This is a genomic window from Exiguobacterium sp. UBA6309 (genome assembly GCF_002439205.1).
GTDB lineage: Bacteria > Bacillota > Bacilli > Exiguobacteriales > Exiguobacteriaceae > Exiguobacterium_A.
The window spans coordinates 344994-357891 of sequence record NZ_DJTL01000025.1; the positions used below are offsets into that span (position 1 = coordinate 344994).

At 45.0% G+C, this 12898-nt stretch carries 9 protein-coding genes and 1 other RNA gene; all 10 read right to left on the bottom strand.

The window, feature by feature from the left end; all coding sequences use genetic code 11:
* Positions 1 to 9 precede the first annotated feature (9 nt).
* Positions 10 to 1740, bottom strand: a complete 1731-nt coding sequence (gene drmB / locus B3M90_RS08205; RefSeq protein WP_290783311.1) for a DUF1998 domain-containing protein — start codon at positions 1738 to 1740, stop codon at positions 10 to 12.
* Positions 1737 to 4847: a DISARM system helicase DrmA gene (gene drmA, locus B3M90_RS08210; protein ID WP_290783312.1), complete on the bottom strand. Its 3111-nt coding sequence runs from the start codon at positions 4845 to 4847 to the stop codon at positions 1737 to 1739. The genes drmB and drmA overlap by 4 nt, the downstream gene beginning before the upstream one ends.
* A gap of 145 nt (positions 4848 to 4992) precedes the next feature.
* Positions 4993 to 5351, bottom strand: a transfer-messenger RNA (tmRNA) gene (gene ssrA, locus B3M90_RS08215).
* 58 nt (positions 5352 to 5409) lie between these two features.
* On the bottom strand, positions 5410 to 5880 hold the full coding sequence (gene smpB / locus B3M90_RS08220) for an SsrA-binding protein SmpB (RefSeq protein ID WP_023469198.1): 471 nt from the start codon (positions 5878 to 5880) through the stop codon (positions 5410 to 5412).
* A gap of 32 nt (positions 5881 to 5912) precedes the next feature.
* Positions 5913 to 8267 carry a ribonuclease R gene (gene rnr / locus B3M90_RS08225; protein ID WP_290757551.1) on the bottom strand — a complete coding sequence of 785 codons (2355 nt, stop codon included), beginning with the start codon at positions 8265 to 8267 and terminating at the stop codon, positions 5913 to 5915.
* A gap of 14 nt (positions 8268 to 8281) precedes the next feature.
* A complete protein-coding gene (locus B3M90_RS08230; protein WP_023469200.1) occupies positions 8282 to 9022 on the bottom strand; it encodes an alpha/beta hydrolase in 741 nt (246 codons plus the stop codon).
* A gap of 101 nt (positions 9023 to 9123) precedes the next feature.
* A complete protein-coding gene (secG, locus tag B3M90_RS08235) occupies positions 9124 to 9357 on the bottom strand; it encodes a preprotein translocase subunit SecG (RefSeq protein ID WP_023469201.1) in 234 nt (77 codons plus the stop codon).
* Between the two features lie 146 nt (positions 9358 to 9503).
* Positions 9504 to 10421, bottom strand: coding sequence for a ribose ABC transporter substrate-binding protein RbsB (gene rbsB / locus B3M90_RS08240; RefSeq protein WP_290783315.1), 918 nt, complete (start codon positions 10419 to 10421; stop codon positions 9504 to 9506).
* 27 nt (positions 10422 to 10448) lie between these two features.
* The gene (gene rbsC / locus B3M90_RS08245) at positions 10449 to 11417 is read right to left on the bottom strand and encodes a ribose ABC transporter permease (protein ID WP_050678685.1); all 969 of its coding nucleotides are present in this window, start codon (positions 11415 to 11417) and stop codon (positions 10449 to 10451) included.
* 1 nt (position 11418) lies between these two features.
* Entirely contained in the window at positions 11419 to 12897 is a 1479-nt protein-coding gene (locus B3M90_RS08250) for a sugar ABC transporter ATP-binding protein (protein WP_195864541.1), read from the bottom strand.
* Position 12898 lies beyond the last annotated feature (1 nt).

Here is a 12898-nt window from a genome sequence, read left to right on the forward strand (position 1 = left end):
CCGCCTACATTACATTTCAAATAATTGATTGAAATAACCATTTTTTTCACTTGAATTAATATTAATTAAAGTGCGTCGATCTAGTAATAGGTTTCCCCATTCACATGATGTTTCAGAGACAAATGTACAAGCATGACAAGCAGCACCATTCGCTGAGGTATGGTATTCAAATTCACCATCCGAGCAAATCGGATCTGATGAGCAATGACTAATTTTTTCTAGAGCCCTAATAATAATCGGTAAAATCTTTTCACTTTGTGCTAAATTTGTTAAACCACCTAAACTTCCTTCCGAATCACCAGAAGCCGTATAAATAAATACTCCGTACATATCTTCGTTAGCATAAATACGCTCTTTTAAAGATGTTGTTGCATAGCCAGAGTATGCAGCTAATTCTTGTAGTAACGCATGGCTAAAAGTATGCAACAATATTTGACGAGGAAGAATGTCTAGCGAAGGCTTTTTCAACTCTTCACGTTGAGCGTTGTAAGCTTTTATAATCAAGTTTGTTAACTCCTCGTTTTTCTCCCATTCTTCTAATCTGCCTAGATTAAATTTAAAGAAAATGCCTTCTCCATAATTTCGAACAGCCGGTAACCACATAGGTTCATTTGTAATGACAACTGGTTGCGTTTTTACTTCATCGTCTATAAATCGATCAATATAATCTAAACGTGTAAATTCCTTTAATACTTGTACTTCAGGTACTGAGTCTATTCGAAATATCCCATCAAAATAAGGAATCAAAATTGGATCAATTTCGACTTTTTCAGATGAGAACTCTTCCTCATTTACTTTATTTTGTGTTAACGTATTCCATTCTTGTTTTTTTATTGATTCGTAGGTTGAGCTTTTTTCGAGCGTGATTTTATCTTCTAAAAACCTCTTTATAGTGGATACAAATGAAGTGGGAATGTTCTTAAGAGTACAGGCTATTTTAAGTCCTGCTTCACCCATCCCTTCATAGGCTTGGTTAAATTCTTCTCTATTTTTATCTACTAAGTAAAGGACATCAAAATCTGAACTAGATGTTGTTAAAGGCACTTGTAAAAAACCAACAATTGATGGCGAATAAACATTCGAAGCACCACGCAATATTGTTTTCATTTTACATCCGCATGGCTTGTTGCCTTTCGGACTAATCCATGGTCTTTCCCCATTACATAGAAATAAACTGTGTGTGTCTCTTTCTTCAGCTTTCATAATACTACCTAAACTTTCTTTTTGTTTACAATGTAAACAAATCACGTGCAAATCAGATAAAGATCCACTCGAACCGAGAGTCCTCAGTACTAATCTCGGCTCTTTACCTTGATCTACACATATCTTATTTCGATGGACCCATTTATCATATGGAAAATCTGAAATATGACCATTCTCACAAGCCAAAACAAAACGACTTGCATATAGCTCCTGTACGTCATCTTCTTTTTTCTGAGCACAATAATAACATGTGGTATTATCGTAATTCGTCATATTATGGCATTTAGGACAGATTTTCCACTTAGGAAATTCAACTGCTTTTATTTTTTGTTTATCCGGATTTTCATTCAAAATACGCACATGATCGACATCAAGAAATGACGTAATACGAAAGTCTTTCTCTTTCGGTGCCCTGTGTGTCTGCCACTGATCAGCTGATTTTATAATTACGCTTTGATTTAATAATTCGACAATCGCGCCTGGTCCAGATTGATATATTAACTGAGAAGGACGAATCGTTTCATTTTGTTCACTCAAGATTTTAACACCTCAATTTCTATTGTCGCTTCGACATTCCTCAATGACATCATTGCTGGTCGAGCATCTTGTGCTTTTACTTCTTCGCTAAAGTTCTTTAATAAATACGATTTTACATACTTCGATTCCTTATAACCTAGTTTGCTTTCGGAATATTTAGCTGCCATTTCCAGCCACCAATTTAATAATTCTTTAACTTCTATTTCGATGGTTTCACCATGGGAATCTTGAATTCTCTCTAAAAATTGTACAGTCGCTGTATCTATTTCTTGTTGTAATTGTAGTATTTTTTTAGGACTTTGCTCAGCATTTATTTCCATAACTGTTTGGCGAATATAACCAATGTAGGTCCCCGTTAATCCTTTATATAAAGCGCCTTTAGCAAATGGTGTCACACTCATCATTTCTACATGACGATATAATGCTTGGTGGTATGCTTTAAAGCGCTCAAAGTGTGATAAATCTCTTGAACGCATTGAGTTTAATAAAACAAATACTATACCAGGAAATTTACGACCAATACGACTAGTTGCTTGTATATATTCGGAAGTTGTTTTTGGTTGACCCTGTACAAACATTGTTCCTAGGCGATCCACATCGACACCTACAGAAATCATGTTAGTTGCAAGGACAGCATCAAGTACACCTTCTTCATCTAACATTTTTTCCATTTGTGTTAATAGTTGTGGAATCTCTTGTGCTTTTTTACGACTTGTTAATTCTTCAACAATTAAATCATGATCAAATTTGTTAGTCGGGTCTAGCATATTTAAGCGTGAATTTATTTCATCCTTAAATGTTGTCACCATCCCAGCTAATTCTTTAACTGTATTAAAATAACCTAACATCGTATGATATGGGTCTACTTTAAATTTCGTTTTACTTCTCGTTATCGTTGCATAGGCACTGTATGTTTGAATGGCCTGAATTTTATTACTCACGCCCGGAGCACAAATTCCTACATAATATCGTCCTGATTTTTTGGCAGTTGAAACTTCTTTTGATACAAAATTATCATTCGCCTTTTGTATAGATAATGGAAACTGTTGCATGCTTCGACCATAAAGTGCTCGAATTTGCTGATCTGCACCGCTAATTGTAGCTGTAGAAGCAATCACTTTGGCTGGCTTTCCATTATTTCTAGTTAATAAATCAATTGCCACCTCATACAAACCTGTTAATGAACCTAATGGTCCAGAAATTAGATGAAGCTCGTCTTGAATGATTAACTCAGGTGGCTTTAGACGATTGATTCGGCTATAACCTCTTGGTATCGAATCTTTATATTCAAACCCAAAATCTCGATGATATGCATTTTTATTTCCAAATAATTCGTGCATATCCTGTTTCCATGGTAGCTGAGCAATTTTATCTACCGTCCCAATAAGTAATGTTGGTAATTTTTTATAAATTGCTTCATCAATTGTATATACAGGAATACCGTGTCTAAATGTACACTCTTGATTCGAACAAAAAATGTTCTGTGAATTCTTATCAATTTTATATTGTTCTGGACCTAATTCGGATCCACACCATGGACAATTCATTAACTGAATAGGATTACCTGATTTTACTTCTTTACCTTCAAGTAATTGTTCTAGCTTTTCCGTTGCTTCATCGAATCTATTTGGAGACGAGTCTTTTCCGATCCATAGTCCTATACTAAAAGACTCTTCGCCAAATAACTTAGTATTTGGTTTACGTAATATTTCTGCCGCACAAATTAATGCAGCAGCTCTTTGAAATTGTTGTGTAGTTAATAAACGTAATGTATACCTCATAAAAACAGTTATACCAGCATATTTTTCAATTTGATTTGGTGCTAGCAGTCTACGGTAAGCCATGACATAGGCTGCAACACCCAAATAGGCTTCTGTTTTACCACCACCTGTAGGGAACCAAATCAAGTCAACTATTTCTCTATCTGCATGCTCTTCATCCGAAGCACCTGCAATATTCATTAATAAAAATATCAGCTGAAATAGTCGCCATTCGCCATCTAATGTAGATTTAATTCTCTCGCCCGTCGTACGATATTTTTGAGCTACTTCGGACTGCGCTCTTTGTAATAACATTGCTCGGTTTGCAAATTGAAATGCTAAGTAACATAAAGAATCGTTACTTTCTGTTACTAAAGAAATTCCTTCTTCTAAACGTTTAATAATAGTATTTACTTTTTGAATATTTTTTTCTGCTTCAGCCTTTAAATAATCTGGAAGGTCCTTTACTATCTCTATTTCTTTATCCCTCCATAATTTATAGGCAGTTGGTAATGCACTTAATGACTTATTTAATTTATCAACTGGCTGTTCACTTAAATCTTTCATCTTTAATAATTGATTATTGTCTTTAAAATGTTCGACAGTCGGTAATTCATACCGCGGCATCCACGTTGAATAAATAATCGTTGAATTTTGGATTGTTTCCCAATCCACTCCAACACCATGACCGATTGCAAGCTCTTCTTTATCTCGATATAGAAGTTCATTTTGAACATGATATTTGTCGGCTTTAGATGTAAACTTAGCGATTTTAGACTTAGGTATATTTACTTTTAAAGAACTTTGGAACATTACTTCATCTTGTTCCGGATACTGATTTTCTCTTTTTAAACTATTCATTAAAAAAATATTTACATGATATAAATCATTTCGATGAGTTACCGTAAAACGTACTTTTCCATATTTTGAATCGTTCAAGTTTTCTAGTGTATTTGTATTATTAGGTAAAAGATTAACCTTCCATTTCTCAAATTGTGAGATGCGTTTATGTTCTTTCTCTTCATAAATTGCCCAAGATGCTTCTATTTCTATTGTTGTTAACTCTTTTAACTTGAAGCTCAAACCCATAGTCGAAGGTCGAAACATTTTTCTCATCGTCAGCTGTTCATCTATTTCTTCTTCACTAACTTCAACATGTGTTTCAATTGCAAGATCACGTTCATTCACTACATCTGATGTGGAACCGAAAGGTACTAATTTTCCAGTTAGATAAAGCTGCATTGGTCGAATATCTTTTCCTAAAATCTCGTCAACAGTACGTGGACCAACTAAATATGTTTCTAACTCGTCAATTAATTCTTTACGTAAAATTGAATATTGTTCCAAATTAATAGCACACCCTTTCCCTTTTATTAGTTTCTTTTATTATACATCTACCGATTACACTTAGGTAATATCTACCATAATAAATTATATAAAAAAGCCTTGTTACCAATTAGGCAACAAGGCTTTGAAATCCTAAGATTTCAGGGTATGGAGACGGTGGGAGTCGAACCCACGTCCGAAGGCATCGTATACTTAAGCTTCTACGTGTGTAGTCAATTTATTAGGATCTCGTCGTCAGGCTGCCAATTGACAGGCGTCCGTCCGACCAGTCTGATTCCATCTCTTCTCTTTCCCTCCAGACGGAAGGGTCCAAGCGTAGCCTGTTTAAAGTGAGACCCTAGAAATCAGCCGACCAGGCGACAGCTGCTAGGATCCGCAGTTGCTATTACGCTGCTGCGAGTTGTGTGTTAGTTTTGCCAGTTATGGCTGGTGCGTTTTAACGAGGCCGACCCCTCGACACGCCACAGAAGACCGAACTACCCCCGTCGAATCCGTAACGTCCCCAAGATATAAAATTGGGGCTTTCCGAATACTAATATTCTAGCAGAAAAGTGTTACGGGTTCAATACTTTTGCTTATCACGTAGTGCTCGTTCGATATCACGCTTCGCATCCTTCTTCTTCAGGTCGTCGCGTTTATCGAATTTCTTCTTCCCGCGTCCGAGCCCAATCAAGCATTTTGCGTACCCGTTCTTGATGTAGACCTTCAGCGGTACGATCGTATAACCGTCCCGTGAGACCGCCCCGATCAAGTTCGCGATCTGTTTCTTGTGCAACAACAGTTTCCGCGGACGGAGTTGTTCATGGTTGTACCGGTTCCCCTGTTCGAAGTGGGCGATGTTTGAGTTCCAGAGAATCGCTTCTCCCCCGTCGAACCGGACGAACGCGTCCCCGATGCTGATTTTCCCTTTACGGACCGATTTGATTTCCGTTCCCGTCAAGACGAGACCGGCTTCAATCGTATCCTCGATCGCATAATCGAACGAGGCCCGTTTGTTGTTCGCTAAGACTTTCGAATCTGTTCCCTTTGGCATGTTCGTTCACCACATTTCCGATGCGGAAGCGCTTATTTGCGCTTCCGTTTCTTATTCGAGACCGCCTTATGGAACGGCGGTTTATCTTTCTTATTCTTTAACGAGAATCCTTTTCCTTTGCTTTGTTCGCTCTTACCTGACCGTTTTTTGCCACGACGATCGTCCTTCTTCTTATCGTTGCGTTTTTGTCCCGGACGTCCACCGCTTGAGCGGATCGTCTTCGACTCGAACCGTTTCTTCGGTTGTCGCTCTGGCATCCCAACGACGCTGAAGTCAATCGTCCGTTCATCGATGTTGACGTTCGTGACCTTGATCTCGACGACATCGCCAATCCGGAACTGTTGCTTCGTCCGCTCACCGATCAGCTGATAGTTCGCTTCATCGTAACGGTAGAAGTCATCCGTCATCGCTTGGATGTGGACGAGTCCTTCGATCGTGTTCGGCAATTCGACGAACATCCCGAAGTTCGTCACACCACTGACGACACCTTCGAACGTCTCGCCAATGTGTTGCTCCATATACTCGGCTTTCTTCAACGCGTTCGTTTCCCGCTCCGCATCAACGGCGCGACGCTCGCGTTTCGACGAGTGATCAGCGATCTCAGGTAAGATTTCCGAGTAACGGTCTTGCGTCTTCTGTGACTTATCGTTGTAGATGACATATTCACGCAACAGACGGTGAACCATTAAGTCTGGGTAACGACGAATCGGTGACGTGAAGTGCGTGTAGTAGTCCGTCGACAGACCGAAGTGGCCAATCGGTTCGATGTCGTATTTCGCTTGTTGGAGCGAACGGAGCATGACCGTACTGACGACGGCTTCTTCTGGCTCACCTTCAACAGCATTGAGAATCGATTGCAACGTTTTCGGTGCGACTGACTCGCCCTTGCGTTCGACGTTGATCCCGAAGTTACCAATGAACTTGAAGAACGTATCGAGACGTTCTGCTTTTGGCTCATCGTGAATCCGGTACATGAACGGTAGTTTTTGACGCTGGATGTGCTCCGCGACCGTTTCGTTCGCTGCGAGCATGAACTCTTCGATCAGCTTCTCAGCAACTGACCGTTCCCGAAGGATGATCTCACTCGTCTTACCTTCTTCGTTGACGAGAACCTTCGCTTCTGGGAAGTCGAAGTTGATCGCCCCACGACGTGAGCGGCGTTCGCGCAGGATTGCTGCGAGTTCTGCCATCTTGTCGAAGTACTCGACGAGATCTTGGTACTTCGCGATCACTTCTTCGTCTTCACGTTCGATGATTTTCCGGACATCCGTATACGTCATCCGTTCCGTCGTCTTGATGACACTCTGGAAGATTTCATGGTTGACGACAGCACCGTTCGCATCGATTTCCATGATACAGCTGAGCGTCAGACGATCGACGTGCGGGTTGAGCGAGCAGATCCCGTTCGATAGACGGTGCGGAATCATCGGGATGACGCGGTCGACGAGATAAACACTCGTTCCGCGCTCACGCGCTTCTTCGTCGAGTGCTGAATCTTCTTTGACGTAATGCGAGACGTCGGCGATGTGGACACCAAGCTCGAAGTTACCGTTCGCTAACTTTTTGACGTGAACCGCATCATCGAGGTCTTTTGCATCTGCCCCGTCAATCGTCACCGTCAATTCGTTCCGTAGATCAACGCGTCCGACTAAGTCTTTCTCATCGATCTGATCCGGTACAGCATTCGCCTCAGCAATCGCTTCCGGTGAGAAGTCGACATTGATGCCGTGCTTATGGACGATCGACAAGATGTCGACGCCTGGGTCATTCTTGTGACCGATGATTTTCAAGACTTTTGCCGTTCCGGCGTAGCGACCGTCAGGATACTTCGTGATCCGGGCGAGGACTTTATGACCATCGACGGCACCAAGTGTATCGTCGTTCGCGACGACCGGTAAAAACGTCAGCTTCGTATCATCCGGTTCGATGTAAGCGATCGATTCAATTCGTCCTTTTGGACTGACGAACGTTCCCACGAAATCAGCTGGTCCGCGTGAGAGAATCTTGAGCAGCTTCCCTTCACGACGGTCGCCACCGTTTGACTCGGCAAACACTTTGACGAGGACACGGTCGCCGTTATAGACGTTCTTCAGTTCCGGTGCCGGCAAGAAGATGTCGCCTTCTGAGCCGTCTTCCGGTGAGACGAAACCGAACCCGCGCTGGTGGACGGAAATCTTCCCTGCGACTTGACCGATCTGCGCAAGCGTTCCGTACTTGTTCGAGCGTGTCCGGGCGATCAATGCTTCGTCTTCCATCGCGTTCAGCGTCCGGATCAATTCCTTGAATGCTTCCGTATCCGCTAGTTCTAGTTTTTTCGTTAATTGATCAATCGACAACGGACGTTCTTCCGTCGTGATGACCGTTAGTATTCGTTCACGTAATTCCAACGTGACACCTCCAGTTACTTGCTCCAGTTCAATGACTCCAGGAAGTCCAAGATGTCAGAGTGGAGCTGGTCTTTTTCTTTGTCGAGCGTAATGACGTGACCTGAGTTCTCATACCAGATCAGCTCTTTTTGGAAGGCACTGACTCCATCATGGATGATGTTTGCAGAGTCGGTGTTGATCATGTGATCATTGCGCGCTTGGACGACGAGCGTCGGTGCGTAGACGTCCTCAAGCGAATCGCGTGTCTCGCGCAACAGTTCCTGTAAGTCCTTCAAGGTCGGCATCGGTTCGAAGGACGCCATCTCGTGGTCGATCTCTTCTTGTGATTTGCCTTCTCGCTTCTTGAATTCTCGTGCGTACTCGGTGACTCCTGCATACATGACTTCTTCACTTTTGATGTAGGCGGGTGCACACATCGGGATGACCGCTTTGACCGGACGGTTCATCGATAACTTCAGCGACATGACGCCACCGAGCGACAGTCCACAAACGGCGATTTCGTCATAACCTTTATCGACGAGTTCCTGATATCCGGCAAGGACATCCTGCCACCAGTCGGCTGGCCCGGTCTTCGTCAGCTCTTCGGGTGGGGCAGCGTGCCCTTTATATTGTGGTGCAAGGGACGTATAGCCTTGTTTTTGCAAGTAGCGACCGAGGATGCGGACATCCGCGCTCGATCCCGTGAATCCATGTAATAGTAAAACGGCACGTGGGCCGGCTTCGAAAAAGAATGGTTTCGGTAAAGTGATTTTCATAAAATGATTCCCCCTCTAACTCTATACCCCATATCCGGAAAAAATGAATATCGAGAAATACAAAAAACGACAGCGCGATCATACGGCTGTCGTTTCAATGCTCACTTATAAAAAGCGACGAGTAACGCCAAGATGAAGAGTAATGCTCCTAAGATAGACGCCACACGATTTAGGACCGCATCCAAGCCACGAGCTTTTTGGCGACCAAATAATTGTTCTGCTCCACCCGTCAATGCTCCGAGTCCGGTCGTACGACCTGACATCAATAGAACGACGATGATGAGAAGAACGGAAACGACGATGAGGCCGACAAGAGCCACGTTATGAATGATCATCGATGATCCTCCTTCAGTAATATACGCTTCTTTCATTATAGAGAAAAACAAGTACGGGAACAAGGAATAGATTTAGGAACTTTTTCCTGCCTGTTCCACCTGACGAAAAGAGACACCTGAATCGTCGACTCAGGTGTCCTGTCTTCTTATTGTTTGATCAATTCGAGATCGACTGGGATGTTCTTCTCGACTGTTTCACCTTTTAAGTGCTTGATTGCTGTCTCGACACCCATCTTCCCGATCTCAGTCGGTTTTTGAGCGATCGTTCCTGCCATTTTTCCGTCTTTGACGGCTTTGACGGCATCATCCGTCGCATCGAAGCCGATGACTTTGACATCGTTGAGACCCGCTGCTTTTAACGCTTCGACCGCACCGAGTGCCATCTCATCATTGTGAGCGAAGACGGCTTTGATGTCTTTGTTATTTTGGAGGATGTTTTCCATGACCGACAAGCCTTTTGCCCGGTCAAAGTTTGCTGCTTGTTTTGCGACGACGTCAAGTTTACCGTCGACTGCTTCATGGAACCCTTTACCACGGTCACGAGTTGCGGATGCTCCTGGAATTCCTTCGAGTTCCACGACTTTTGCTTTGTCGCCAACGAGTTCGATCATGTACTCACCTGCTTGTTTCCCACCCGCGACGTTATCTGACGCGATGTGTGCGACGACGTCGCCTGCTTCTGCATTCCGGTCAACTGTGATGACGGGGATGTTCGCATCGTTCGCTGTTTGGACGGCTGCACCAACTGCTGCTGAATCTGTTGGGTTGATCAAGATGAGATCGACTTTCTTTTGAACCATGTCTTCGATGTCGCTTGCTTGTTTTGCCGCATCATCTTGTGCATCTGCGACTTGAAGCGTTGCACCTTCTGCTTTGGCTTCTTGTTCTGCCCCTTCTTTTAACGAGACGAAGAATGGGTTGTTGAGGGTTGAAATCGAAAGACCGATCTTGAAGTCCTTCGTCTTCTTTTTCGTATCACCGTTGCTGCTGCCCGGCTGTTCCGTCGAACAGGCGGCTGCGAAGACCATTAATGCCATCATGACGACTGCAAGTAATTTTTTCATCTGTAAATCCTCCTTTTTGAGTGTGGGTTACGCTGCTTGTTTCCGGTCCGCGAGTACCGCGAACAAAATGACTAAACCTTTGACGACGAGTTGGAAGAACGAGGAGACACCGAGCAAGTTGAGACCGTTGTTCAGTGTTCCGATGATTAAGGCACCGATCAAGGTACCGACAATCCAGCCACGACCACCTGACAGGCTCGTCCCACCAAGGACGACCGCTGCGATGGCGTCGAGTTCGTACGATGTCCCCGCCGTCGGCTGCGCCGAGTTCAGACGGGACGTCAGGATGATGCCGGCAAGTGCTGCCATCAAGCCTGAGAGTGAGTAGATCATGATTTTGACTTTATTGACTTGAATCCCCATCAACTTCGCTGCTTCTTCGTTGCCACCAATCGCATACGTATAGCGACCGAACGTCGTCTTCTTCAAGATGAAGTAGAGAACCGCGAAGGCGATCAACATCGTTAGGACCGGTACCGGGAAGATCCAGAAGTAACCGCGTCCGAACAATTCGAACCAGCCACCTTGGCTTAGACCAGTGATCGGTTTCCCGTCCGTATAGACGAGCGTCAATCCGCGGAAAATCGTCATCGTCGCAAGTGTCGCGATGAACGGTGCAACTTTTCCGAGTGAGATGACCATTCCGTTCAAGGCACCCATGACAGCTCCGACGATCAGACCAGCCAGAACAGCGATCAACGCTGACGTTCCATCCGTCATCAGACCCGCGACGAAGGCGGACGAGAGAGCGAGAATCGAGCCAACCGATAAATCAATCCCACCCGTCAGAATGACGAACGTCATCCCGAAGGCAATCAAGGCATTGATCGAGACTTGCCGTAAGATGTTAAATAAATTATTCAGTGTTAAAAAGTCCGGTTCCATGATCGAGACGACGAGGACGATCGCGAATAATCCTGCGAGTGGTCCAAGCTTTTGTCCGATCCCAAGACGTCTCGGTTTTGCTTCCGTTACCTTGCCTTGCATCAATTCCATATCATTGTCCTCCTGTCGCAAGTGTCATGATGCTTTCTTGCGTCGCTTCCTGTCGTGTCAACATGCCGCTCATCTTGCCTTCGCGCATGACGTAGACCCGGTCGCTCATTCCGAGAATCTCCGGGAGATCCGAGCTGACCATGATGATCGCGACACCCGCCGCAGCGAGTTCGTTCATGATGAGGTAAATCTCTTTCTTCGCCCCGACGTCGACACCACGTGTCGGTTCGTCGAGGATCAAGACTTTCGGTTGTGTCCCGAGCCACTTCGCGAGGACGACCTTCTGTTGGTTCCCCCCGGAGAGTGACTTCGCCGGTTGGTCCATCGAGCTGTGGCGGACCGAGAGTGACTTCAAGTATCCTTCTGCGAAATCGCGTTCTGCCTGATCCTTGATGACACCGGATCTCGATAACGAACGAATCGTCGGCAGTGAGATGTTCTCACGCAATGAAAAGTCGAGGAACAATCCTTCGCCTTTGCGATCCTCGGTCAAAAAGCCGATGCCCTGGCGGATCGCATCATACGGTGTCTTAATCTTCAGCGACTGTCCGTTCAGTTCGATCGTTCCCTCTTTCAGGCGATCGACTCCGAACAATCCTCGCATGACTTCCGTCCGCCCGGCGCCCATCAAACCCGAGAAGCCGATGATTTCGCCTGCTTTGACAGAGAACGAGACATCGTCGAACCGTTTCCCACTCGCCTGTTTGACTTCGAGAACGGTCGCACCGATCGACACGTCACGGTCCGGGTATCGTTCGCCCATCTCACGACCGACCATCTCCCGGACGATCTGTTCGAACGATGTCTCGGGAATCGCGTGCGTCGAGACGGAGATCCCGTCCCGTAAGACCGTGATCCGGTCACAGAGCTCGAAGATTTCCTCCATCCGGTGCGAGATATAGACGATGGAGACACCTTGGTTGCGCAATGCCGTCGCGACGCTGAACAAGGCCCGAATTTCCCGCTCCGTCAGTGCGGCTGTCGGTTCATCCATGATGATGACCTTCGCGTCCGTCATCAAAGCTTTTGCGATCTCAATCATCTGTTGCTGACCGACCGACAACGTCCGAGCGAGTTGATCGACATCCATGAAGACATTCAATTCGGCGAGTTCACGTTCTGCCTGGCGTTTCATCTCTCCTTGCTTGAGAATCCCGAAGCGTGACTTTAACTCCCGTCCGAGGAACAAGTTTTCCGTCACCGTTAAATCCGGGAGGATGTTCAGTTCCTGGTGGATGAAGGCAATTCCCGCTTCTTCGGCAAGCTTCGGATTCTTATATTCGACGTCCTGTCCATCGACGCGGATCGTCCCTGCGTCCGCTTTATGAACACCGGTCAAAATCTTCATCAGTGTCGATTTCCCGGCACCGTTCTCTCCCATCAAGGCGTGGATCTCACCCGCAGCGAGTTCGAAGTCGACACCTTTCAGGACGGGAACGGGACCGAATGCTTTTTTGATACCTGTCATCTCGATACGCATC

Bases quoted from the DNA above. Each gene is read 5' to 3' on its own strand.
- smpB (WP_023469198.1), bottom strand. From the start codon at position 5,880: ATGCCAAAGGGAACAGATTCGAAAGTCTTAGCGAACAACAAACGGGCC.
- B3M90_RS08230 (WP_023469200.1), bottom strand. From the start codon at position 9,022: ATGAAAATCACTTTACCGAAACCATTCTTTTTCGAAGCCGGCCCACGT.
- secG (WP_023469201.1), bottom strand. From the start codon at position 9,357: ATGATCATTCATAACGTGGCTCTTGTCGGCCTCATCGTCGTTTCCGTT.
- rbsB (WP_290783315.1), bottom strand. From the start codon at position 10,421: ATGAAAAAATTACTTGCAGTCGTCATGATGGCATTAATGGTCTTCGCA.
- rbsC (WP_050678685.1), bottom strand. From the start codon at position 11,417: ATGGAATTGATGCAAGGCAAGGTAACGGAAGCAAAACCGAGACGTCTT.
- B3M90_RS08250 (WP_195864541.1), bottom strand. From the start codon at position 12,897: ATGCGTATCGAGATGACAGGTATCAAAAAAGCATTCGGTCCCGTTCCC.